14 protein-coding genes are annotated in these 25,516 nt (G+C 56.3%); 10 read left to right on the plus strand and 4 right to left on the minus strand.

All coding sequences use genetic code 11. From position 1 onward, the window contains the following. The first annotated feature begins 341 nt into the window (after positions 1-341). The 9 genes from K1558_RS07565 (at position 342) to K1558_RS07605 (ending at position 13,510) form a co-directional block, all read left to right on the plus strand. Complete coding sequence (locus K1558_RS07565) at positions 342-3,569, plus strand: cellobiose phosphorylase (protein WP_238650788.1); 3,228 nt, start codon at positions 342-344, stop codon at positions 3,567-3,569. A gap of 278 nt (positions 3,570-3,847) precedes the next feature. Continuing rightward, entirely contained in the window at positions 3,848-4,513 is a 666-nt protein-coding gene (locus tag K1558_RS07570) for a hypothetical protein (protein ID WP_238650789.1), read from the plus strand. Positions 4,514-4,685: 172 nt separating this feature from the next. After that, positions 4,686-5,675 carry an ABC transporter permease gene (locus K1558_RS07575; RefSeq protein ID WP_238650790.1) on the plus strand — a complete coding sequence of 330 codons (990 nt, stop codon included), beginning with the start codon at positions 4,686-4,688 and terminating at the stop codon, positions 5,673-5,675. 18 nt (positions 5,676-5,693) lie between these two features. Further along, positions 5,694-6,584: a carbohydrate ABC transporter permease gene (locus K1558_RS07580; RefSeq protein ID WP_238650791.1), complete on the plus strand. Its 891-nt coding sequence runs from the start codon at positions 5,694-5,696 to the stop codon at positions 6,582-6,584. A gap of 98 nt (positions 6,585-6,682) precedes the next feature. After that, positions 6,683-8,383: a type 2 periplasmic-binding domain-containing protein gene (locus K1558_RS07585; RefSeq protein WP_238650792.1), complete on the plus strand. Its 1,701-nt coding sequence runs from the start codon at positions 6,683-6,685 to the stop codon at positions 8,381-8,383. A gap of 69 nt (positions 8,384-8,452) precedes the next feature. After that, entirely contained in the window at positions 8,453-10,351 is a 1,899-nt protein-coding gene (locus K1558_RS07590) for a sensor histidine kinase (RefSeq protein ID WP_238650793.1), read from the plus strand. After that, positions 10,348-11,931, plus strand: a complete 1,584-nt coding sequence (locus tag K1558_RS07595) for a response regulator (RefSeq protein ID WP_238650794.1) — start codon at positions 10,348-10,350, stop codon at positions 11,929-11,931. The genes K1558_RS07590 and K1558_RS07595 overlap by 4 nt, the downstream gene beginning before the upstream one ends. 104 nt (positions 11,932-12,035) lie before the next feature. Beyond that, on the plus strand, positions 12,036-12,839 hold the full coding sequence (locus tag K1558_RS07600) for an AAC(3) family N-acetyltransferase (RefSeq protein ID WP_238650795.1): 804 nt from the start codon (positions 12,036-12,038) through the stop codon (positions 12,837-12,839). A gap of 35 nt (positions 12,840-12,874) precedes the next feature. Then, positions 12,875-13,510: a histidine phosphatase family protein gene (locus K1558_RS07605; RefSeq protein WP_238650796.1), complete on the plus strand. Its 636-nt coding sequence runs from the start codon at positions 12,875-12,877 to the stop codon at positions 13,508-13,510. A gap of 445 nt (positions 13,511-13,955) precedes the next feature. On the opposite strand, the gene K1558_RS07610 is transcribed toward K1558_RS07605, so the two are convergent. From K1558_RS07610 to serS, 4 genes are all read right to left on the minus strand, one after another. Further along, entirely contained in the window at positions 13,956-15,227 is a 1,272-nt protein-coding gene (locus K1558_RS07610) for an MFS transporter (protein WP_238650797.1), read from the minus strand. A 5-nt stretch (positions 15,228-15,232) separates the two neighbouring features. Continuing rightward, entirely contained in the window at positions 15,233-16,138 is a 906-nt protein-coding gene (locus K1558_RS07615) for an ArsR/SmtB family transcription factor (RefSeq protein ID WP_238650798.1), read from the minus strand. A gap of 153 nt (positions 16,139-16,291) precedes the next feature. Beyond that, positions 16,292-22,615, minus strand: a complete 6,324-nt coding sequence (locus K1558_RS07620) for an S-layer homology domain-containing protein (RefSeq protein WP_238650799.1) — start codon at positions 22,613-22,615, stop codon at positions 16,292-16,294. Between the two features lie 597 nt (positions 22,616-23,212). Beyond that, a complete protein-coding gene (gene serS, locus K1558_RS07625; protein WP_238650800.1) occupies positions 23,213-24,493 on the minus strand; it encodes a serine--tRNA ligase in 1,281 nt (426 codons plus the stop codon). Positions 24,494-24,895: 402 nt separating this feature from the next. Here serS and ssuE point away from each other — a divergent pair, with 402 nt between their 5' ends. Further along, a complete protein-coding gene (gene ssuE, locus K1558_RS07630) occupies positions 24,896-25,447 on the plus strand; it encodes an NADPH-dependent FMN reductase (protein WP_238650801.1) in 552 nt (183 codons plus the stop codon). Positions 25,448-25,516: the final 69 nt, after the last annotated feature.

The raw sequence follows: 25,516 nt of genomic DNA on the forward strand, positions 1-25,516 counted from the left end.
CCGCCCCGCCTCTGTCCGCCGAGTGTATTTTGTACAGCAGATAGCTGATTTATTTGATTGCGAAATTGGTTCGATTGCACTTTGTACAGCAGAATCCGGCGGAAGAGGCCATTTGGGGCAGAATGCCGGAAATCTGCGGTATGAAATACAACAGAATGCTGTTTCCGTCCAGGAAAAGCTGATTCTATTGCACGAAGTGCAGTCACGCGGAGGGGGAGCAGACTTAACGGACCTGCGCACTTGAGAGCACTCCGTTTGGCAGAGCATCGCCTTGCCCCTAAGTCTAGACATCCGGGCTCGATGGGGCCTAACAACAGTAATATTTATTAGGAGGATTATGAATGAGCCATTATTATTTCGATTCAGGAAAATTCGTCATCGAGCAGTTCCACGAAGGCAAGCCGTTCGCCAGCTTCCTGCCCGGCTTGGCCGGACTGAAGGGAGTGCCGATGTGGACGTTCTATGTGAACCGCGGACAGGGGATCAGCAGCTTCGGGGTGCGCGACAAAAACTCGCCGATTATGGAGTTCTCCCCGGCGAATATCTCCTACAAGAACGTGACCTCCACCGGCTTCCGTACCTTCATTAAGCTGAAGGGTACAGAGGAAATCTATGAGCCGTTCCAGTCTGCACGGCCGGACTCTGCCGCCAAGCGTACGATGACAATTCTGCCGAACGGGCTGACCATCGAGGAGTCCCATGCCGGGCACGGGCTGCAAATCAAGGTCCACTACTTCAATCTGCCGGGCGATGATTACGCGGCGCTGATCCGCCAGGTGGAGATACAGAACATTGGCGATGCTGTGCTGGAGCTGGAGCTGCTGGACGGCCTGCCTGAGGTGCTTCCGTTCGGTGTAGCGAACGGCGGCTACAAAGAGATGGGCAACCTGCTGCGCAGCTGGATGGATGTGTTCAACCTGGAGAACGGCATTCCGTTCTACAAGCTGCGCTCCGGCACGAACGACGATGCAGAGATCGGCACGATTGAGAGCGGACATTTCTATCTCTCCTCCACTGCCGAAGGGGAACTGCTCCGTCCGCTCGTGGATCACGAAGTGATCTTCGGCAGTAACACATCGCTGTCCTACCCGGACCGCTTCGCACTGCTTCCCCTGGCCGAGCTGCTGGCACAGGCGCAGTATCCGGCCAATAAGGTGCCGTGCGGATTCAGCGGCGCTGCCCGGACGCTGGCACCCGGAGCTTCGCTTAAGCTGAACACGATCATCGGACATGTGAATGATATCGGGCGGATTAACCGGCGGGCGGAGGAGCTGTGCCGTGAGGCGTATTTTGCCGCCAAAGCACAGGAGGCTGCCGCGCTGACCGAGGAATTAACTGCGGATATTGCCACCCGCACCTCCTCGCCGATCTTCGACGCCTACTGCCGCCAGTCCTACCTCGATAACTTCCTGCGCGGGGGATATCCGTTTATTTTTGACAACGGGGAAGAGGGCTTCGTCGTGCATCTGTACTCGCGCAAGCATGGCGATATGGAACGGGATTACAACTTCTTCTCGCTGGCGCCCGAATATTATTCCCAGGGCAACGGGAACTTCCGCGATATGAACCAGAACCGGCGGAGCGATGTCTTTTTCCACCCGCAGGTGGGCAGCTTCAACATCAAGATGTTCTACAGCCTGATTCAGGCGGACGGCTATAATCCGCTTAGTGTGCAGGGGACGACCTTTGAGATTCTGCCGGATGCGGCGGAGCAGCTCAAGGACTTGCTGGCCGGGGCGCTTGCGGAGCAGGATGCCGGACTGGCGCGGCTGCTGGACGGGCGCTTCACCCCAGGCAGCCTGATTAACTACATTGCCGATCACCAGCTTACGCTTAAGGTCAGCGAGCAGGAGTTCCTCAGCGGAGTGCTTGCCCTGTCGCAGCAGAATATTGAAGCCGCATTCGGCGAGGGCTTCTGGTCGGACCACTGGACGTATAACCTTGATCTGGTGGAAGGTTATCTGGACATCTATCCTGAACGCCGCGCAGAGCTGCTGTTCGGTGATGAGACCTATGCGTTCTACGATAGCCCGGCGTATGTGCTGCCGCGCAGCGAGAAGTATGTGATTAGCGGCGGCAAGGTGCGGCAATTCGGGGCATTGCTGGAGGACGAGGAGAAGCTGCATAAGCTGAAGCGTAAAGCCTCGGATACCCACTGGCTGCGGACGCAGGGCGGACACGGGGAGATCTACCGGACCAGCCTGTTCGTCAAGATGCTGTCGCTCGCCCTGAACAAATTCGCCACCCTCGACCCTTACGGTATGGGCGTGGAGATGGAGGCGAACAAGCCGGGCTGGAATGATGCGATGAACGGGCTGCCGGGCCTGATGGGCTCGGGCATGAGCGAGACGCTGGAGCTGAAGCGGATGCTGGTGTTCATGCTGGAGGCGCTGGAGAACGGTGCGGAGCTGCCTTCCGCTGTAGCGCTTCCGGCGGAGATCGCGGAGCTGCTGACAGCGGTCGGTCATGCGGTGACGGAAGTACTGGACGGCTCGCTGGCTGAGTTCCCTTATTGGGACCGCGTAGCTTCGGCGCGTGAGGCGTACCGGGCATCCATTCGCTTCGGTATTACGGGCGATATTCGCGAAGTTTCCCTTGAGGTGATCCGCGGAATGCTGGAGCTGTGGCTGCGCAAGACGGATCAGGGGATTGCGCGCGCAGTGGAGATGGGCGGCGGACTGGTTCCGACCTATTTCCGGTTCGAGGCGGTGCGGTTCCAGCCGGTGACGGATGAAGCCGGTGCGCCGGTTATCAGCGGTTACGGGCTGCCGAAGGCTGTGGTAGAGGAATTCGAAGGCTCTGCTCTGCCGTATTTCCTGGAAGGCCCGACCCGCTGGCTCAAAACGCTGGATAATCATGAGACGGCCAAAGATATTTACAGCCGAGTGAAGCAGAGCGGGCTGTTCGATCCGGTCACGCAGATGTACCGGACCTCGGTATCACTCGAAGAAGAAGGCCATGAGATCGGGCGTATCCGGGCATTCACCGCCGGATGGCAGGAGCGGGAATCCAACTTCCTGCATATGTCATACAAATATCTGCTGGAGCTGCTGAAGGCGGGGCTGTACGCAGAATTCTACAGTGAGCTGAAGACCTCGCTGATTCCGTTCCTTGATCCTGAGGTATACGGACGCAGCACGCTGGAGAACTCCTCGTTCATCTCCACCGGCGGCAACCCTGATCCGAATACACATGGCAGAGGCTTCGTAGCCCGGCTGAGCGGTTCTACGGCAGAGTTCCTGAGCATGTGGAGAACGATGATGGCCGGCAGCCACTTGTTCGCGATGGAAGACGGGGAACTGACGGCGGCGCTTCACCCGGCGCTGCCCGGCTGGCTGTTCGATGAGCAGGGCGAGGTCTCGTTCACGCTGCTGGGCGGAACACAGGTGACGTATGTGAATCCGCGCCGTGCCGATACGTTCGGCGAAGACAAGGCGGCGATTCAGCAGTTGAAGCTGAGCTACCACAGCGGCGAAGAACGCAGCGTATCCGGCGAGCGGCTGCGCGGCGCGGATGCCGAGGCCTTGCGGCGCGGGGAAATCGCGGCGATTCGGGCGGTAATGAATTAACGGGTATAGATAGTGGTGGAGAGGAGGTCCTTGCGGGGGCCTCCTTGCTGTTTGTCTGTTGGGAAAAAGGCGAGTGGACCAAATGTAATCGAAAAACCGATTACAATGGGCGGGCGTAGGGTAGTGGGCCAAACGTATGCGAAAAACCGAACACAATCGGCAGGTGCGAGATGTACAGGCTTGGTCAGACTCCAACTTAGGCGCAAATCCACCAGGCCAAAAGTTAGCTTATAATAATGGGGTATATATCTGTAAACATGAGAGGAGCACCATCAATAATGAGCGAACTGAAAATGGGACTGATTGAGAAATACTCCATGATTGTTCCTGCTGCTGAAAAGGAGACATGGGAGGCCAAAGGCTGGAGAGAAGAGAGCACGTTCAGGGACTTCCACTATGAGGCGGAGGAAGGCGAGGCGATGATGACGGCCAGACCTCAGACGATGACAGAGATGGACAAGGACGCGTTACTGGGCAGCAGGGTTGCGGGCTATTCTACACATCTGGGCACCTATGGCATGGGCGGGCCCGGATTCTTCGGCTTACTGCTGGAGCAGGATGGCGTTAGACAGTATCTGGTGTATGCCGTCTGGGCATCGGGCCAATATATCCTGCTGGACGGCCGGGTGATTGAATGCCATCTGAATTACAACAAGAGCCACCGGCCGTGGATCTCCAGCTGGGCAGGCGAGCCTGAGGAAGAGCAGTGGGACGAGCTGACGCCAAAAGTAACGGGGAGCCGGGTGACCGCTGTCCATCTCACCGGCGAGGAGCTACAGCTTGAGCTGACTCAGGGAAATGTCCAGCATCAGTTTGTATTCCACCAATACCATCCGGATTTGCCGCCGATGGGAAACGGTCAGCCGCGCAAGCCTGCCTTTGAGGATGGCGTGATCGGCGACTATATCGTATTGTCGGAGGAGAATGCGGTTCTGCATGTGTAGCTGGCGCAAACGTTTCGGCTTGGAGAGCTCTGCGGAACGGTCCAAGCCGAAATTTGAGCCCCCTAATACGAAATTTGAAACCTTACCGTGCCTGCCCAAAAGGCATACAATACATACATAGAGATGAAAACGCTTCACACCATAAACGATAGGTATTTTGGAGGTCCACACGATGGAGAACAAACGAAACACCAAGCCGGCTCCGGTGATGGGGGAGCTGCTTCCCGCCGCAATCGAAACCGGTTCAGGCCGCAAGCATCCGCTCTGGCGGAAGTTCTTAGCCCAGCGTCATCTGCAGACGATGGCCTTGCTCGGCGTAGCCTGGATGATTATTTTCAACTACATTCCGATCTACGGCTTGATTATTTCCTTCAAGGAATATAACATCGTCAAGTCGATTGCTGAGGCTCCGTGGGTAGGGCTTACGCATTTCAGGGAATTGTTCGACGACGACGATCTGCCGAACGTTATCTACAATACGCTGGGAATCAGTCTGATCAAGCTGCTGGTCGGGTTCCCGCTGCCGATTATATTCGCGCTCTTTCTGAATGAGGTCCGGTCTCTCCGGTACAAGAAGGCGATTCAGACGATCTCTTATCTGCCGCATTTTCTCTCCTGGGTAGTGCTTGGCGGGATACTTGCCACCTGGCTTGCCGATGTGGGGATTATCAACAATATTCTGATGGCACTGCATATCATTGACCAGCCGATTACCTACCTGGCGGAGCCGGATTACTTCTGGACCATCATCATCTCCTCTGACATCTGGAAGGAGCTGGGCTGGTCAGCCATTATCTATCTGGCGGCGATCGCCGGTGTCTCCCCTGAGATGTATGAGGCGGCGACAATTGACGGAGCCGGGCGGTTCCAGAAAATGTGGTATGTCACGCTGCCGGCCATCCGGGCCACGATCAGCATTCTGTTCATTCTGGCGGTCAGCGGGGTGCTAAGCTCCAACTTCGATCAGATTCTGGTGCTGCGCAACTCACTGAATGACAGCGCTTCTAACGTCATTGACTATTACATTTATCAGACAGGTATCGTCTCTAACCGCTTCTCCTATTCTGCGGCGGTCACCCTGGTTAAGGCAGTTATCGCACTGATCCTGCTGCTGATTGCGAACCAGGTATCCAAAAAAATCAACGACACGTCGCTGTTCTAGGACAAGGAGGAACAATCTATGTTTTCGCTCAATCGCAGAACCAAAGGCGAAGTCTTATTCGATAGCATTAACAATCTGGTGATGCTCTGCATCTGCTTCCTGACGCTCTACCCGATCTGGTATGTGCTGATTAACGCCTTCAATGACGGCAATGATGCTATGCTGGGCGGAATCTACTGGTGGCCGCGGATGTTCACCCTGAAGAACTTCGAGGCGGTCTTCGCAAGCCCCGGCATTATGCTGGCGATGGCCATTACCGTAGCCAAGACAGTAGTCGGTGTCGCCGTCCATGTATTCTTCACAGCGATGGTCGCCTATGCTCTATCCCGCAAGGATCTGGTGGGCGGCAAAATCTACATTCTGATCGGTACGGTCACCCTGTTCTTCAACGGCGGGCTGATCCCGACCTTCCTGCTGAACCGCGATCTGCATCTGCTCGATAATTTCCTGGTCTATATCATTCCGGTGATGTTCAGCTTCTTCGACCTCATTATCTTCATGACCTTCTTCCGGGAGATCCCGGATGGCCTGGATGAGGCGGCGCGGATTGACGGGGCCAACGACTGGTCGATTCTGCTGCGGATTGTGCTTCCGGTCTCGATGCCGGTTATTGCCACCATCGCGCTGTTCCACGGGGTTTATCAGTGGAATGATTATTTTACCGGGATTATCTATATCAACAACGTGGATCTGCAGCCGATTCAGACCTATCTGTTCCGGGTCGTGGCCCAGTCCAGCTCCAATACGATGATGACCGCTGTCCAGGGCAGCGCGGCCACAAGAACGGTCACTTCACAGTCGATCAAGCTGGCTACGATGGTCGTGACCACATTGCCGATCGTGTTCGTCTATCCGTTCCTGCAGCGTTATTTCGTCAAAGGCATGATGATTGGCTCGATCAAGGGTTAAGCATCAGCAAACCACAGGTAACTCCTCCAACGCCCGGGTGTCTGAAGGGCTACGGGGTTGAGCTTATAAATATTACGATCTAGAAAAGGGGTAAACAAATGGGCATGAAACATAAGCCGAAGAAAACGGTCCTGCTGATGTTGGGACTCATGCTGGCCTTATCGGCAACGGGCTGTGGTAACAGCAATAATGCTTCATCCGGAAACAAGACGAATGACAAGCCGGCGAACACGGAGGCAACAACGGCACCTGCAACAGACGCTGCAACTCCGGCGCCTGCAGCTTCGGCCGATGAACCGGGCTGGAAAAGCGACACTTCACCGATTACCTTTGACTGGTATCTGAACTTCGCCTGGTTCCCGAATAAATGGGGTGTAGACCCTACTTCCCAATATGTGACCAAGAAGACTGGCGTTAACCTTAACTTCATCGTGCCTGCAGGCAATGAGAACGAGAAGCTGAACACTCTGATTGCTTCCGGCAAGCTGCCGGACTTCATTACTCTCGGATACTGGGAAGATGCCATCAAAAAAATGATTGAAGGCGATCTCGTACTGCCGCTGAACAAGCTGGCTGATGAATATGATCCGTACTTCTACAAGGTATCGGATAAGGATAAGCTGGGCTGGTACACTCAGCCGGACGGCAATGTCTATGGCTATCCGAACTCCTCGTCCTCCCCGGCTGACTATGAGAAATACGGCGATACCTATGTATCCAACCAGACCTTTGCGGTCCGCAAGGATATCTATGAAGCGATCGGCAGCCCGGATATGCGTACTCCTGAAGGCTTCCTCGCTGCACTGAAGGCTGCGAAGGAGAAGTTCCCTGAAGTGAACGGCCAGCCGCTGATTCCGCTCGGTCTGCATGAATTCACCGAGAACGGCAACGACTCGCTGGAAGGCTACATTCAGAACTTCCTGAACATCCCTTGGGAGAAGGACGGCAAGGTGTATGACCGTGAGACGGACCCTGAGTATGTCCGCTGGATGAAGACCCTCCGCCAGGCCAACCAGGACGGACTCCTGGCTAAGGATATCTTCATTGACAAGCGTGCACAAATGGAAGAGAAGATTGTACAGGGACGTTACTTCGCCATGCTGTATCAGCGTACAGACTTCGCTTCGCAGCTCGGTACGATTTTCCAGAAGAATCCTGAGCAGGTGTACATTGCTGTAGACGGCCCGGCCAACACCAAGATGGACCCGCCGGCACTGAACGGCCCCGGGATCTCCGGCTGGACTGTAACGCTGATCTCCAAGAATGTGAAGGATAAAGCGCGTGCAATTAAGTTCCTCAGCTACCTGAACAGTGAAGAAGGCCAAAAGGATCTTTATCTGGGCGAAAAAGGCGTCAGCTATGATACAATTGACGGCAAGGACCAATTCCTGCCTGAAGCGCTGAAGCTGATGAACTCCGACCGCGGAGCCTTCGATAAGCAATACGGTTCTTCGTTCACCTTCTGGATGATGCAGAACACGAACATTACCGACCAATGGAAGCCGGAATCGGTTGAGCCTTACAAGCAATTGGAAGACTGGACGAAGGGCAAGTCGATCAACACCTCCGAGTTCCAGCTGATTGACCCGACAGGCAACTCGCCGGAAGGCATCATCGCTACCAAGCTGAAACAGCTGCGCGGCAAAATGCTGCCGAAGCTCCTGATGGCAGATTCCGATGCTGAATTCGACAAGCTCTGGGCGGAATATCTGGAGAAGAAAGAGAAGGAAGGCCAGGCCACCTTCGATGCCTACCGCCAGACCAAATATGAAGAGAACAAGAAGAAGCTTGGAATGTAAGCTTACCGAATATGGCCCAATTGCCCGCGACCTGCGGGCTTTTGGGTTTTCAACTTGTGCGAGGTGAATATGCGCGAACGAACAGGGGCATTATGGAATTCTTTCCGCTACTGGTGGGGACGGAGATCACTGCAGAGCCGGCTGATTGCGGCTTATATCTTCATTATTCTGGGACCCAGCCTGCTGGTGTCCCTCTATTCGTACAAAGCGATCAATAATACGTATAAACGGGATTCGATTGAGAAGAACAGCTATCTCCTGCAGATGGAGAAGCTGTATGTGCTCAACCAGATTGAAGCGATGGAACGGGTCGCCCAGATGGCCTCCACGGATAAAGGGGTGGAGAGCTATCTGGTCAGCGAGGATGATCCTTCGCTAGGAGAACTGATTGATTTTAATACAACTACCTTTGTGAGCTTAAGCCAGATGCAATTCAATAATCCGAATATTGAGCATCTGCGGCTGTTCTCCAGCAACAAGAATGTGCATGAGCTGTGGCCGGTGATTTTCAGTGAGGACCGGGTATCGATGGAGCCATGGTTTCAAAAGGCGCTGCAGATGGAGGGACAGCATTACTGGTCCTTTCAGAAGCGGGATCCCGACCTAATGAAGCGCTACTCCGGGGAAGTGGAGGCCGGACCGGCCAAGGTGTCGCTGCTGAAGGAGAAAAGCATTCCTGCCGGGCATCATGTCGGGATGGTCCAGGTCGATATGCAGCTGAGCAAGTTCGCGCCGAAGGCGTTCACCTCTGTGCAGGACAATGAGTCGCAGATGATGATCGCAGATGAGGAGCTGAACCTGTTCACCCGGACGGACCACTCCTTCTTGGCGGAGAATCCGGGACTCTCTGCGGCAGTTAAAGAACGGCTGGATGTCTACCGTAAGACGGGGGAGTGGGTGATGGATTATGCGGAGAACGGGAATTCGTTCCTGCTGATTCAGGCGCCGCTGGAGCAGATTAATGCTTCCCTGGTCACGGTGGTCTCCATGAAGGGCCTGATGACGGATATCTCGCGTACCCGCAACCTGATTATCGGGGCGAATATCGTTTTTATTTTCCTGGTGACCGTCATAGCCTATATTATGAATGCCTTCATTCTGAAGAATCTCCGCCGCCTGACCGAGACGATGAAGAAGGTCCGCCGCGGTGAGCCCTACGGCAGCATCCGGGTCAACGGCGGAGGTGAGGTCGGGGAGCTGGCCCATCACTTCTCGAAGCTGCTGAATACGATCAATACGCTGGTGGCCCAGGCCGTCCATAAGCAGGCGCTCTCCAAGGAAGCGGAGCTGCGCACGCTGCATAATCAGATCGATGCCCATTTTCTCTACAATACGCTGGAGAATATCAAAATGCTGGCGGAAATCGAGAACCAGCGTACAATCTCCGATGCTCTTACCCGGCTGGGCGGGATGATGCGTTATAATTTCAAGTGGAGCGGTGAATATGTGAAGCTGCGGGACGAGCTCCGCCACATTGAGAATTATATCGAGGTGATGAACATCCGGTTCGAGCACACCATCCAGTTGGAGCTTCATATCGACAGCGCCTATCTGGAGGTGGAGGTGCTCAAGATGTCGCTGCAGCCGATTGTGGAGAACAGTGTCAAGCATGCCTGGAATGCGGACGGAGTGGAGCTTACCGATCGGGTTGTCCGGATTGACGTAACCGAGGCTGAGGGCGATCTCTTCATTGTCCTGCGCGACAACGGCCTTGGGCTGACCCCGGAGCGGCTGGCGGAGCTGCATGAGGCGATCTATGCGAAGGAAGAGCCAGGAGGTGCCGCAGAAGCGTCCGGTACCGGCGGGCGTTACAAGGCGGGAGGCGTCGGACTGCGCAATGTGCATCAGCGCCTGCAGCTGTTCTACGGCGAAGCCTACGGGCTGGAGGTGCAGAGTGAGGCAGGGAAGTGGACTGCGGTCTACATGTCACTGCCCAAAGTTCTATTGACGGGGGACAACCAACTATGACTAATCTGCTGATTGTAGATGATGAGAAGATGATCCGTCAGGGCCTGAAGGCGATGATCGAACGGGAATACCCGTCTGTCTACAACGTATCGCTCGCGGGAAACGGGGCAGAAGCGCTGGAGCTGTACAGGCAGCAGCGGCAAGAGGTAATCATTACAGACATCCGGATGCCGATTATGGACGGCATGACGCTGCTGGAGCGGCTGTCTGCGGAGGCGGGGCCGGGGGAGGCTCCGGCGGTGGTTATCCTCAGCGGACATGATGACTTTGAATATGCCAAAAGCGCGATCCGCTACCGCGTCAAGGATTATCTGCTGAAGCCGATCCGCCGGGAGGAGCTGTTCGGGATTCTCGAACGGATTGCCGAGGAGGGGGCGGAGCGCGAATCCAGCAGCCGCCGGCAGCAGCAGGAGGCGGAGAGCTACCGCCGCGAGCTGCGGGCGGCCCGGCTGCGCGGGTTCCTGCTGCAGCAGGAGGGCGAGGTATCCGCTGCCCAGCAGGAGGAGCTTGCGGCACTTGCAGTGCCTTTTACCGTAGGCGTGTTGAATTACTACCACTCTGACGGCACGAGAATGAAGCCTGGCGAAGTACAGGGTCTGCTGGAGCAGCTGGCCGGGCCGCTGGAGCAGCGCTTCGCGGAGATACTGACAGACGGGGAGGGGCGGCTGGTGCTGGTCGGCAGCGGGGAGCGCTTCCGGGAGCTGGCCGGGAAGGCCGGAGCCAAGGAGCTGAAGCGGCTGCTGCTGGGAATCAGCAGGGAGACGCTTCAGGCGGAACAGTTCCGCGCTGCCTACCTGGAAGCCTGCCGGGCGCTGGAGTATACGTTCCTGTCGCCGCAGGCCAGCTTCGTGGATTATACGGAGATACAGTCCGGACGGCTGAGCTTCCCCGCCCCGGAGGAGGAGCTGCGCAAGCTGCTGAATATGCTGGGAACGGACCGGGAGAAGGAGATTAAGGGGCTGCTTGGCGTTATTTTTCAGACCGAGCATTTGCCTCATCTCGATTTGAGTTACCTGGAGAACGTTGGACGGAGCATTAACGAACGGGTGCTGGATGAGGTGTTCCGTGCGCACGGCGAAGCTTCGGTGGAGGTGCTGAAGCTCTACCGTATGGTGGGGAATCTGCATAACTTCCGCCATTTCCATGACTATTACCGGACGCTGGAGCATCTGCTCCTGAGTGTGAACGATTATATCATTGGCATCAAATCCGCCCATACGGAGCACGCCGACATGGAGGAAGCGCTGGCCTACATCGAAGCGAATTACAGCCGTCCGCTCAACATGGCGATGGTCAGCAATTATGTGTCCCTGAACTATTCCTATTTCAGCGAGGCGTTCAAGGCCTACACCGGGGAGAGCTTCGTGCTCTATCTCAAAAAGGTCCGTATCCGCCACGCCAAAGAGCTGCTGTCCGATCACCGGATCAAGCTGGCCTCCGTCTCGGAGGCCGTCGGCTTCGAGAACAGCAAGCAGTTCACGCGGGTGTTTAAGGAGCTGGAGGGCATCTCCCCCGGAGAATACCGGGCGAAGCTGATGCTGGGGCGCCATACCGGGCCGGCTGGTGATGAGGAGCCGTAAGGTGGGAACGGATGTAGGATTGGTTGTGAGTAAGAGGTCGGGTGGCAAGGCTGCCGTTTCTGGTCTATGATTGGGATAGACTGAAGCTTGGGAGGTTGCGACACTTGGAAGAAATACAAGGAACATTGATAACTGCAGATAGGCTTGCTGCCGACTTCCGGGGACTGGGCGTACAGGAAGGAATGACGATCCTGCTGCATTCCTCCTTCAAGTCACTGGGGCAGTGGGTGGCTGGCGGTCCGGTTGCCGTAATTCTGGCGCTGGAGCAGGTGCTGGGCGAAGAGGGCACGCTGGTGATGCCGACGCAATCCTCGGATTTGACCGATCCGTCCGGCTGGAGCCGGCCGCCGGTGCCGGAGGGCTGGTGGCCGGGCATCCGGGAGCATATGCCTGCCTACGACCCAAGCCTCACGCCAACCCGGGGCATGGGGATTATCCCGGAATGCTTCCGTAAGCAGAAGGGCGTGCGGCGCAGCGACCATCCGGTTGACTCTTTTGCCGCTTGGGGGAAGCACCGGGATGCCATCATTGACGGGCATGGCCTGGAGTATGCCTTCGGGGAGCGGTCGCCGCTGGCCCGGATCTATGAGCTGGGAGGCAGCGTGTTGCTGCTGGGTGTGGACCATGGGAACAACACCTCGCTGCATCTGGCGGAGCAACGGGCTGACTATGCCGGGAAGCAGGAGGTCATGGCAGGCGCGCCGATGCTGGTAGACGGAGTCAGACAATGGGTGGAGTTCAAGGATTATAACTGGAACTCGGATGATTTCGCCCAGCTTGGCGCGGACTTCGGCCGGGAGACTGGACGGATTGTCAGCGGCCAGGTAGCCGCATCCGCAGCGCAGCTGGTCCCGCAGCGGGAGATTGTCGATTATGGCGTGAAGTGGCTGGAGCAGCACCGCAGGTAATTATTGATACATATTGGGTAAAGGGGAATCGGAATTTGACGACGACTACAGTGTATATTACCAGACACGGGCAGACGGAATGGAATGTGCAGAAGCGGATGCAGGGCCACCAGGATTCGCCGCTGACTCCGCTGGGGGTGCAGCAGGCAGAGTGGCTGGGCAAGGCGATGCAGGATGTGCATCTGGATGCCGTATATGCCAGTTCAAGCCCGAGGGCGCTGCGGACGGCAGAAATTATCCGGGGCGAGCGGGAGATTCCGCTGGCCGCCTTCGACGAATTCAAAGAGATCCGCCTGGGCATCTGGGAAGGCCGGGACGCCGGGGAGCTGGAGGTTCAGTACCCGGAGCAGCATCAGCTCTTCTGGGGCGACCCCGGGCTGTTCAGCATCCCGGGCGGCGAGACCTTCGCCGAGGTGCAGGAGCGCGCGCTCGGCAAGCTGCGCGAGCTGATCGCCCTTCATGAAGGCGGCACGATACTGATCGCGACTCATACGGTGGTCGTGAAGGTGCTGATGGCTTATTTTGAAGACCGGGCGATGGAGAAGCTGTGGGATCTGCCCTACATTCACCCTACCTGCCTGTGCAGAATCGATATCACGGACGGCGTGCCGGAGATCGTGCTGCACGGGGACACGAGTCATTATGTGACCAGTGAGGGTGAGGCTGATTAGAGAGTGATTCCGGCTACCGGGACACGCATGTGATAGAGGGACAATAAACAGGCGGTGTGCGTGATGCGCACCGCTTGTTTGGCGTGGGGCGGGCGGTGGGGAGGAGCTTTAATGAGTGAGGAATGTAGGTTGGATGTACGGAGTGCGAGAATGAAGCTGGATTGGTGTGGCCTGCGCTGAAATGCTGCATGAAGTGCAGCACTGTGACTTGGTTGGAATGACTTTCGCAGAAATGCTGCATAAAATGCAACACTGAGGCTCATTTAGGAGCGATCAGCGCTGAAATCCTGCACATAATGCAACAAAGTCAGGTCTAACTCACCCTAAGCGTTGAAATTCATGCAAATTGTGCAAGATTTCGCCGTAGCCAGTAACTCATTCGGAAAAATCCTGCAGAAAGTGCAACATTGCGGTTCAAACAAAAAATGCTTTAACCCAGTTCAATCTACATGGACAGATCGCCTGTTAGGTTAACGTCCCTGGGACGCCGTCCTGGCAACTCCGGCGCAGACAGGTCACCGTCCAGCGTCTTCAGGCCGGGCAGGCAGAATGCTACACCGGCGTATAGTGCCGGAAGAAGGCCTGCGGCCAGCAGCAGAACCGGGAAGCCGTACAGCTCGGCTACAGCTCCTGCAGCGAAGGCGCCAATGGGGGACAGGCTTCCGCCGATCAGGAAACGGACCGAGTTCACCCGTCCCTGAAGCTGGCCGGGCACGAGCCGTCCGTGCAGCGAGGAGCTTAGAGAGCTGAAGAACGGCCCCATCAGCCCGGCGGCGAATACGGCGAATAAGGCAAATCCATAGCTGGGCATGAAGCCCCAGATCATGGTAATGATGCCGGACAGGCCTAAGCTGCCCAACATGACCGCGCGCCGCTGCCTAATCTCCCCTATCAACGAGATTATACCCAGCCCGGCCAGGTATCCGAGCGCAGAAGCGGTAGACAGTGTCCCCACCGCCGCCGCATCGCGGTGCAGCACCTCGCGGACATAAGGGACCATCATCGTCCAGATGGCGATGGAGCTAAGGTTGCTGACGGCGGCCATCATCATGATGACCAGCATGGCGGGGAACTGACGGTAGAAGGAGAAGCCTTCGGTGACCTCCCGCAGATAGCCGGACACTGAGAAGCCTGTGGCCGGGGTGATGGCCGGCTTGCCCGTCCGTGGCAGCCACAGCAGGGTGGCAATCGCCGCCGAATAACAGACGGCGTTGACCCCAAGCGCCGGCAAGGCTCCGCTGGCCGCGGTCAGGATGCCAGCGAGTGCCGGACCGAGCAGGGCGGCGGCACCCTTGCAGCCGTCAATGATCGCGAAGGCGCGCATCAGCTTGCCGGTGGAGGCAACACCGGGGATGACGGCCATGGCGGTCGGCAGGAACAGCGCCGAGCAGGCCCCGCTCAGACTGGCAGCGGCGAACAGCTGCCAGAGCTGGAGATGGCCGGCGAGCCCCAGCGAGAGCGGCAGCAGGAGGGCCAGCAGCCGCAGGGAGGCGAGGCAGGCCATGAACCGGACGCGCGGCAGCCGGTCGGACAGCGGGGAGCCGAGCAGGCGCAGCACCTGCTCGGGGATCATAGAGCTGAGCGCAAGCGCCCCCATCGCCAGCTTGGAGCCGGTCAGCTCATAGACCAGCCACTCCATCGCCAGCAGCCCAAAGGCATCGCCGAAGGCACTGAGGGATACCGTAGATAACAAACCGTAATAGCTGCGCTTCTGCATGAATATCACCCCTTCAGATAATCCCCAATTTGCCCGGGCAGGCCGTTCAGCGCCTCCAGCCGCAGGCTGTAGGAGGTGTTTCTGCCGCTGGTGTGCACGATGATCAGCCCTGCTGCCCGCAGCGCAATTAGGTGGTAGTGGATGGTGCTTTTGGACAGGCCGGCGGCCTTCACAATCTCGGTGAAAGTCAGCTGGCTGCCGGTAAGCAGCCGGAGAATGAACAGCCGGGTCTCATCGGACAATGCCCGGGTAAGCCGCAGCAGTGCGGCAGCCGGCCGTCCCTCCTCTGGCGGAAGTGCGTCGCAGGAATAGCTGGTGAACACATACTCATCATAGAGAGAAGATATGACCAAGGGACGTGCGTGATACTGCGGAACAAGAATGATCTGCTTCAGCGTCTCTGACGGGTACAGACGCATCCCTTGAGTCGCCGCTTCGTACACCTCCATACCATTCTTGCCGTCCAGCAGCGCTGTCCGTGCCGTGGCCTCCTGCTGCAGCCCCTCTAGAATGGCCGGATTAATGGTGCTGAAATAGCCGTCGTTCCATACGCGGATCACTTCAGCGGCAGCGTCCCGCAGCTCGGCAAGGTTCGCAGGGACAGTCTGTCCGAAGCGGCCGGAGATTTCATACATTTCTCCCGGAGACAGCGATGTGAACCAGCTGAGAAAATCCTCTACCGCACGCTCCCCGGGACAGCTCCAGATATAGGGAGACAGACTGAAATTGTCTGTAAGCTTCATGACCTCTTTCATCCTCTGGAGCTTGACGGGGGCGAACTGCGCCTGCACCTGGCGCACCCAGGGAGGCCCGGCATCCAGTGCGTTGTGATTCTGCTTGCCGACCAGCGCACTCAGGCTGGTGACGCACTCATAGATGGGCGCGAAGTCTACGGTCAGTTTGTAATCCATATGAATGTCCCGCTTTCTTGGTTCTATATTTATAGAACTGATTGTTTGTTTTATAATAAATGAACTTAATGCAATAAGCAAGCAAAAAAAAGCGGTACCCGCAGCGCTTCATACGCTGCGGATACCGCCGCCCTGGCAGATTGCCGTGGAATGCTAGTTAATGAATTGAAGCGACTTCAGAGTCTTCTCCAGCATGACAGCCGCTTCTGCGCGGGTTGCCAGCTTGGCTGGAGCAAATGCACCGTCTGGCGTCCCCTGGATAATGCCTGCGGCGGCGATCTCAGCTACCGCTGCTCTGGACCAGGCCGGGATGCTTGCGGCATCGCGGAATTTCGCCAGTCCGGCCGGGTCAGCCGTCAGGGTCTTGCCGGTGAACTTCATGGCTTTGGACAGGACTGCCGCCATCTCCTGGCGGGTAATCGGGCTGCCCGGCTTGAAGCTGCCGTCGGTGTAGCCGGTAATCAGACCTGCGGCTGCTGCTGTCTGTACAGCATCCGTATACCATGTGCCAGCACGGACGTCACTGAAGGACGTGCCTGCAGCTGCCGGTGCAAGGCCCAGCGCACGAGTGATGAGGGCTGCGAACTCTGCCCGTGTAATAGACTGGGCAGGCGAGTAGGCAGTGCTGCTGGTACCGGTGATGACCAGCTTGGAGGCCAGCAGCTCAATAGAGCTCTGTGCCCAATGTCCGGCAGTGTCGCCGAAGGCCTTGGACGATTTTACGACAGTGTAATAGCTGTTGCTGTTGCGCTTGATCGTTACCTCTGTGTGCCCGTCTGCTGTACTTGCGAAGACGGAAGGCACGAAGGAAAGCTTGCCCGTGGCCGGGTCATAGTTGACCCCGGTTGCCCCCGAGGCATTCAGTGCTCCGGTGGCCGTAAGGGTCCGCTTTACATAGGTGCTGCCGAAGCTGTTCAGCGGAACGCTTGTAGTGCCTGCCTGGGCAACGACACTGAATTCAATCACTGGACCGGCTAACGTGAGCCCATTGCCCTGTGCGGCAATGGCCTTATTCAGACCATCCAGTGCAGACTGACTGCCTGTAAGCAGTGAGACAGTGACCGTGAACTCTCCGGTACCGAGCCGTGCGGCCAGTGCTGATCCGTTCACAACGCTCAGCAGCAGAGAGTATGAGGCTCCGCCGGTCGAGGTGAAGGTAAGCACGGTGTCCGGGCGGGCAGTCGCCTGCTGGATCAACACGCTGCCGGGCAGTACAACCTGTGCGCCGCCTGCCGAGGCAGTAAGCGGGATAACCAGCTCACTGGAGCCGACTGGCAGGGCAGCCAGCTTCGCGGTTAGCTCAGCTGCTGTAAGTGTGGTAATCTGTGGCACTGCTGTACTTGAAGCAGGAGTCGGACTTGGTGCAGGCGTTGCCGTAGGCGTCACTCCCCCGGAGCCTCCCGGATTAGATCCAGCCGGATCGGTAGTTGGAGCTGGCGTTGTAGTCGGGCTTGGACTTGGAACGGCTCCCTTCAGATCGGTGATCCGGCCTTCAAGCTTGGAGGTGACCGGTTTATGGTTCTTCAGATAAGCCAGCAGCACCTCAAAGTCAGGCAGGCCCAGCTCATAATAACGCCCGTCCGCCTTGGCGGAGGCCAGTGCGCGGTAGAAGTCTCCGCCGCCTGCCATGAAGGAATTCGTCGACAGAATGTAATAGCCTGCCGGATCAATCGGCTGATAAGAGCCGTCCGCCTGCTTGATCTCTACAGAGATAATCCGTTCCCCGGCCTGGGTCACCTGACCGGTCAAAGAACTCACAATCTCCGGCTTTTTGGTTGAATCATACGTGTATTTCATTCCCGAGACATGGGCGAACCGTCCCTGGTCGGTTTCCAGGCCGCTGACTGCGTTCTCCAGAGAGGAGATAATCTCCGCACCGGTAACCTTCAGGGCGACGAGGCTGTTATTGAACGGAAGGGTGGTTAACACTTCACCCATCGTAATCTCACCCTTGTCAATCGCTGCACGGATGCCCCCGCCATTCTGGATGGCGACGACGCCTTTGATTGTACCCAGCTCATCCTTGGACACGAAGTTAGGCATCAGCTCGGTTACCTTCTCTGCAATACTGTCCGCAATCATGTTGCCGATCGGTGTCTCTTCCTTACGCACCACGCGAACGGATTTCCCGTCGATGTCGCGGTTGGTGTAGAGGTCAACGTCCGACTGGCCTACAACCTGGCTGCGGACCAATTCGAGCTCAGAATCGTATGTGGAAGCCAGCTTGGCTTTGGCCGCCGGATCTTCAGCGTATTTGGCTACATCCAGCAGCTTGCCGTTGTACGATACAATTTCGCCGTTCTTGTCGAAGACAACGTCCAGTTGTCCCAGATTTTGACCGTATTCTCCCGTCTGGACCACCAGCACCGGCTTACCTGTACCAACATTGGTAACCGGCTCAGGAGGGTTGTCGATCTTGGTATGAGAATGCCCGCCGACAATGATGTCAATGCCCGGGACAGCGGCAGCAAGATTCTTGTCTACGGTGTACCCCAGATGGGTTACCGCGATAATCTTATTAACCCCTTTGGCTTCGAGCATCGCTACAGTGTTCTTCGCGCTCTCTACATGGTCCTTGAAGCTGATCTTATCCCCCGGAGAAGATAAGCCGACCGTATCCTCAGTGGTCAGACCGAAGATGCCAACCTTCTCCCCGTAGACGTCTTTGATTACAGCCGGATAGATGTTGCCGTTATGCGTGGTGTCACCTCCGGCGATGGTAACGATATCGTTGTGATACCGGTCCGCCAGCTCACTGTTCCTGGTAGTGAAATCAATATTGGCACTGGCGAACGGGAACCTGGCTGCTTCCACGAAATTTCTCAGATACTCAGGATGCTCCTTATTCTGGTCAAATTCATGGTTACCGAAGGTCATCGCGTCATAGCCGAGATCGTTCATGAAATCGACATCCGCCATGCCTTTAAAAGTGGTGGAATACAGTGTTCCCGAGAACACATCTCCCGCATCCAGCAGCAGCGTATAGGGGTTGCGTTCCTGCTTGATCGCTGTAGCACGCTTGGCAATGGTCTCCAGATGTCCGTGCGTGTCATTCGTGTGCAGTACACGCAGAGCGAAATCGGACAGATCGAACTGGGCGACCACCGGATCATGGTCGGATGCCCGTCCACGAGATGCCGGGAAATCTGCATTGAGATGGACAACGTCCACTTCTGCGGATTCCGCAATATTTTTACTCGCCAAAATATGGTCCAGCACCTGTGAGTTTCCGTCATACGTATAGGTGTACTGTTCATTAAGCGGCAGCTTGTCAATCAGATTGTCCAGCTCATTGCCTTTGAGAATCTCTGCGGTCTTGGTGAATTGGAAATCATTCAAGTCGCCCATGGCAATAATATTCGCCGACGGGTTGGCTGCCAGTACATCCTTGACGAAGCCGTTCACGACGGCGGCAATCTGATGGCGTTGTGTTTCACTGGATAATACCGGAGGCTGAACGTTCTCAAACGGGCCGTTGTCCCCCGATTTGGAATTGAAGTGATTGGCAATTACAATGACCTTTTTGCCTTTGAACTCGAATTGTGCAGCCAGCGGCTTGCGGGAAGCATCAAAAGCCTTGTTCGCCGGATCAATTCTTCCCGGATTGGAGCTTAACTGGTCCGCAGCCGCATTATAGCTGACTGCTTGCAGAGCGGAGCCCTTCTGTCCGCTGATGCTGTCCGACAACTTGACTCTTGCTGGATTATAGAGGAAGCCTACCCGGATATTGCCGCCGGGAGCACCACCGTCCGCTTTGTCCACCGGGGCAATATCAATATACTTGTAAGCCGGTCCTCCGGCGGTCTGAATAGCTTGAATCAGCTCAGCGGCGCTGGCTTCCACGATACCGTTGTCAGTTTCGCCATTGCTGTCCTGCATTTCAACGACGCTGATAATATCCGGCTTCTTGAGATTCACAGCGATGGACTGAGCCAGCTTCTGAATCTTCGCAGTCCCTACGCCAGGGTAGTAGTTCTCAATATTGTACGAAGCCACCAGCAGCTTGTCCTCATCGACAGCAATGGTAGAGGTCTCCTGTGTGAAGCTGCTTCGGGTAATGCTTGGCAGGCTTCCCTCTGCCGGAATCACCTTGTAGTTGCCGTTGTTATAGCCGATTACGCCGGTAACATCACTGTTGAACCGGTCGCCTGTACCGACCTCCTGGCCGGGATTGCCGTAGGCGATCAACAGGCGCTGCGGATTAAGATTTTTGACGTCTTTAAGTACAAGTCCGCCTGCCGGTGTAATAACATCGTCCATAGTATTGTCCACTCTGGTAGGAATGTTATATACGGTGGAGGTACCGCCGCCGCTTGTCCAATACGGACTGAGAATCACAGGAGTCGGAAGTGTAACGAGCATTCCTTCAAGCGATTCATAGAAGTCGATAGCATCCTCAGCGGGCTGGAATTCAGTTAGGTTATCATCGTCGATAACTGAGGACGGGATGATCCGCCCGCCTTTACCCAGAACTACAGGCTCAGGAAGTTTAACGTTTTTGGCAACCGTCTTGATTGTACTGAGTGTAATTTGGGTGGAGGTCAGATTCTTGCTGCTGCCCTCATTGTACTCAGACACCATACCCGATACATTCACATGATCTCCGATATCGGGCTTCAGGCTGGTATTCGTGCTGTATACGAATATGCCTTCAGAGGTATTGTCATTGGTATCCGGCTTAGGGTCCTGTATGAAAAAGCCTTTATAATTGCCGTTCGCAAATGTATATCCATACTGGGTAACAATCCCCTCGACATCCGTAACGGTCTGGCCGGCATATTCAGAGGTATGGGATTCTCCTTGAATATCATGGATACGCGGCGGCGCGGAAGCCGTATAGGTGAAGGTGTATACTTTGCTGGTCTGCCCCGGGATGGAGGCGATTGCCTTAATTACAGTATCCTTGCTGATTGTAATTGGAGCTGTATACGTTGTGCTGGATAGGGTTGGCTCTGATCCGTCGAGCGTATAATAAATCGCTGCTCCATCAGTAGGACTCGACAGCGTGACTGTGCCTCCAGTGATAATCCGGCCGGAGCCGGGGCTGGCGGTCACAGAGAAGAGCTCTTCTACCAGGCTCTCTGCGTTCAGCGGAACGAATTGATAGACATCATTAAACTGTTCAATCACACCGGTGATTCTATCAAAATGCTTGCCTGCAATCAGTTGAGGCAGGTCGGAGTAGATTCTGAAGGTCTGCCCTCCTTGAGTGGCGGTGACATTCTTACCGTCTTTACTTGTGACCGTTACATTCTCAAGGGTAACCAGCTGAGCCTCGTAAGCTTCGCCTTTGGCAGCCGTCAGATCTGCGGCGTTAATAAGCTTAGGGGCGGGGACACCGGCATTCGGGGTAACTACACTGTAGTTAAGCCCGGCGGACGGTTTGAGTTCCTGCAGGTTACTGTAAATATCCATAACTCCTTGCACATTAACGGTATCGCCAACCTGGGCGAAATCCGGGAATCCGTACAGCACGATCGCTGCCACGGCATCCTGAATGTACATTTTTGCACCGTCGATGTGTGTAACGGTTCCTCCTGTCCACACATTCTGGCCCTTAGGCTCCGGGCGGACAGAGGCGATATCCTGTTGCTCTAGCACGGTGTAATCATAGCTTGATACCGTACTGTACACTGAATCCGATACGGCAGCATAGGTCTTGATAGTGGTGGGGGCATTCAGCAAAATGGGTCCGCTGTATGGCTTGAATTCCGCTTCTGTACCATTTGTGTAGACTGAGGCGTAGACGGATGCGCCTACGGTTGATGTACTTAGGGAGATGGCGGTGCCTGCAGGCCAGGCATTTGCCGCCGGAGAGGCCGTGACCGGTTCTACAGCCTGAGGCTGGCTATAGCGGCTGTTGCGGGGATCAGGGGGCTGGACGGTGAAATCATTGGTGTTGTTATCGGTATCCAGGCCGCGGTTGCCGGTAGGATCATCCGGAAGTGCGAGACGAATCGCCGCAGTGGTGTTTGAGAGAGCGGGTACGGCTGAAGTTTCGTAAGCATTCGCTGTTCCGTAGCCTACCAGGTCAACGACTTGATCGGAGCTGTCTAACAGATGAACCTTACCGTTCGTAGCGCTCAAATCAATGCTGCCGGTAAGGTCAGGGTCAGGGAGGCTAGCGCCACTGCCATTGGTTCCGGCTTTTTGTTGAATGAGCACATAACTGCCCGGCCGGACCGTCCCGGTTAGCGCAGTTGTATTTGAAGTGTTAAATGAGCCGTCGGCTTTGGCATAACCTACCTTCCATCCGGTCAGATCAACCGGCTGCTCCGTGGGATTGTATAATTCAATGAAGTCGTTTTTGTATTGAGCGCCGTTGTTGCCGCCGCCCCCGTAGACTTGTGAGATTACAATATTACTATTATCCGGTGTTGCCTGAGCACTTTGTCCGGCAGGGGTTACCAGTCCGAGCAGCATCAGCACGGATAGTCCTGCAGACAGCCATCTTCGCATCCTGTGAGAAATAACCATTATTCTAAACCCACTCCTCTCAAAACTATAATTGGCATCCCGATAATTCTACCATCTATATGTAAAATAAAGGGTTGCTTCATATAAATATATATTAAATTGAGACCAATTCAAAATTATAATAGAGAAGTTTATTCGAAGCGCATAAAAATAGTAGTTATGTTTAGTACAAAATCTATATAAACAGCCATTCTCCAACAGATGAGGAATGACTGTCTTTGTTAATGTTTAGGGAAATATGATTTTCTTCTATTGTGGAAACATCCAAAAGAGGCGTCAGATATGTATGTGAAAAACCGATTATAATGCGCAGGCGGATAGTGTCGCGGGCCGGATGTATGTGGAAAACAGTATACAATGGGCCTGTGCGGGGAGGAGCGGGCGAATGCATGTGGAAAACAGTATACAAATGGGGCTGTGCGGGGGTGAGCGGGCGAATGTATGCGGAAAACCGATTACAATGTGCAGGTGGGAGGGGGCGTAAGCCTGGTGAAGCTCAAAGAGGGCAAAAATCAGGGGCAATACTGCCCCTGATTTCGCCTCATGCTTTGAATGTCCCCCCGAATGCCCCAGAAGTGGACGATGCGTAGGGGGAGATCACTTAAGTTCAATCTGCTCCACGCCGCCCATATACGGGCGCAGCGCCTGCGGGATGTAGATCGACCCGTCCTCCTGCTGATGGTTCTCCAGCAGCGGAATCAGAATACGGGGCGTAGCTACCGCTGTATTGTTCAGCGTATGGCAGTACTGGAGCCGGCCGTTCTCATCACGGTAGCGGATGCCCGAGCGGCGGGCCTGGAAGTCGAGCAGGTTGGAAGCCGAATGGGTCTCGCCATAGGCTTCTCTGCCGGGCATCCAGGTCTCGATGTCATACTGCTTGTGGGTCTTCATCGCCATGTCGCCGCTGCATACGGCCATGACCCGGTAAGGCAGCTCCAGCAGCTGCAGGATATGCTCGGCATTGGCGAGAATCTCCTGCAGCAACGCTTCCGATTCTGCGGCATCGCTGCGGCACATGACCACCTGCTCGATCTTCGAGAACTGGTGGACGCGGTACAGTCCGCGCACATCGCGGCCGGCCGAGCCGACCTCGCGGCGGAAGCAGGCCGACATCCCGGCCAGCCGCAGCGGCTGGTCCAGCTCCAGAATCTCATCGCTGTACAGCGAGACCAGCGACACCTCCGAGGTCCCGGCCAGCCAGCGGTTCTCGCCCGTCAGCTCGTAGGTCTGATCCCGCCCGCCGGGGAAGAATCCGGTCCGCTCCAGCGCCTCCGGGCGGACGATCACGGGCACGTCCATCGCGGTGAAGCCGCGCTCTGTCAGCACATCCAGCGCCAGCCGCTGCACGGCGAGGTGCAGGAGCAACCGGGCCCCCTTCAGCACATAGCTGCGGGGTCCGCCAGCCTTAACGCCGCGCGGAAGGTCAATCATGTCGTGCAGCTCTCCGAGCTCGACATGGTCGCGCGCGCGGAACCCGAACATCGGCGGCGCGCCATGCCGCCGCAGCTCCACATTCGCGCCCTCATCCGGTCCGATCGGCGTATCCGCCGACACGGGATTCGGCGCGAGCAGCATCAGCTCGCCGCAGCGCAGCTCCGCTTCCGCCAGCTCCGCCTCCAGCTTCGCCAGCTCGCTGCCGATACCCCGCACCTGCGCCTTCGCCTGCTCGGCGCCCTCATTGTCGCCCCCGCGCAGCAGGCGCTCCACTTCCTTCGTCAGCGCGTTGCGCTCCGCGCGCCGCTGCTCGGTGGCCCGGCGTACCTCACGCCGCCGGTCATCCCATGCAAGGAGCTCCGCCAGCGGGAACTCCAGTCTTTTCCACTCGGCTGTCTTCCGTACAATGTCCTCATTCTCCCTGATCCAATTCATATCCAGCATCTGCATCCGCTCCTTAAGTGTGGGTGAAAAAACGCAAAAAACGCCCTCATCCATGGGACGAGGAGCGTCAGCTCGCGGTGCCACCCAGGTTGACCTCATTCGCTTCATGCAACTTAGCGGAATAAGGCCCTCTTTGGTCTTCGCGGTAACGGGCGAAACCCGGTAAACTTAGGGAGCAGAAGAGCGCTCCGGTCGCAGACGCCTCACGGTTGGATGCCGGTCATTGGCCTGGTCCCGATATAGGTTTGCCGTTTATTATAACCAGAGCACAGCGGGTTTGCAAGCAAATTGGAGTTTGACAATATTCCTTGTACTCTGCTAGGATTATTACTAATTTAAAGTATTCATGCCCGGCGCAGAGCCCGGCCTATCCTATATTATGCAGACGGAAGAGGTGCAGATATGGCCAGAATAGTCGTAATTAACGGGACGCCCTCCCTGGTCTCACGGATCAATACAGTGATTGAATATGCGGAGCATGATCTGCGGGAGCGCGGATTTGAAGTGGAGCGGATTAATGTGGCAGAGCTTCCCCCGGAGGACCTGATCCACACCAAGTTTGAGAGTGAAGCCATCGTCAAGGCGAACGGGCTCGTGGCCGAAGCCGATGCGGTGATCGTAGTCAGTCCGGTGTACAAGGCGTCTTATACGGGAGTACTGAAGACCTTCCTGGATCTGGTGCCGCAAAAAGGGCTGGCCGGCAAAATCATCCTGCCGCTCTTTATGGGCGGAAGCCTGGCGCACCTGCTCGCGATCGACTATGCGCTGAAGCCCGTATTGTCGGTGCTGGGCGCACGCCACATTCTGGGCGGTGTCTACGCGGTAGACTCCCAGGCGGTGCGTAACGACCAGGGCGTGGTCGAGCTGGCGGAGGAGCTGAAGCTGCGCCTGGACAGCGTGCTGGAGGAGCTGGCCGAGGAGACGAACCATAAGGCAGGACGTAAGGCAGAGTAATCCTCAGCGACAGAATAGGCCGTTGCTGCAAAAAAAGGCACTAAACCACCCGGATAGGGCGTTTAGTGC

The sequence above is a fragment of the Paenibacillus piscarius genome (assembly GCF_022234545.1).
Lineage (GTDB): Bacteria > Bacillota > Bacilli > Paenibacillales > Paenibacillaceae > Paenibacillus_AQ > Paenibacillus_AQ piscarius.

Excerpts from the sequence above, each read along its gene's own strand:
- K1558_RS07565 (WP_238650788.1), top strand. The coding sequence starts at position 342 with ATGAGCCATTATTATTTCGATTCAGGAAAATTCGTCATCGAGCAGTTC.
- K1558_RS07590 (WP_238650793.1), top strand. The coding sequence starts at position 8,453 with ATGCGCGAACGAACAGGGGCATTATGGAATTCTTTCCGCTACTGGTGG.
- K1558_RS07580 (WP_238650791.1), top strand. The coding sequence starts at position 5,694 with ATGTTTTCGCTCAATCGCAGAACCAAAGGCGAAGTCTTATTCGATAGC.
- K1558_RS07585 (WP_238650792.1), top strand. The coding sequence starts at position 6,683 with ATGGGCATGAAACATAAGCCGAAGAAAACGGTCCTGCTGATGTTGGGA.
- K1558_RS07595 (WP_238650794.1), top strand. The coding sequence starts at position 10,348 with ATGACTAATCTGCTGATTGTAGATGATGAGAAGATGATCCGTCAGGGC.
- K1558_RS07615 (WP_238650798.1), bottom strand. The coding sequence starts at position 16,138 with ATGGATTACAAACTGACCGTAGACTTCGCGCCCATCTATGAGTGCGTC.
- ssuE (WP_238650801.1), top strand. The coding sequence starts at position 24,896 with ATGGCCAGAATAGTCGTAATTAACGGGACGCCCTCCCTGGTCTCACGG.
- K1558_RS07620 (WP_238650799.1), bottom strand. The coding sequence starts at position 22,615 with ATGGTTATTTCTCACAGGATGCGAAGATGGCTGTCTGCAGGACTATCC.
- K1558_RS07610 (WP_238650797.1), bottom strand. The coding sequence starts at position 15,227 with ATGCAGAAGCGCAGCTATTACGGTTTGTTATCTACGGTATCCCTCAGT.
- K1558_RS07575 (WP_238650790.1), top strand. The coding sequence starts at position 4,686 with ATGGAGAACAAACGAAACACCAAGCCGGCTCCGGTGATGGGGGAGCTG.
- K1558_RS07570 (WP_238650789.1), top strand. The coding sequence starts at position 3,848 with ATGAGCGAACTGAAAATGGGACTGATTGAGAAATACTCCATGATTGTT.
- serS (WP_238650800.1), bottom strand. The coding sequence starts at position 24,493 with ATGCTGGATATGAATTGGATCAGGGAGAATGAGGACATTGTACGGAAG.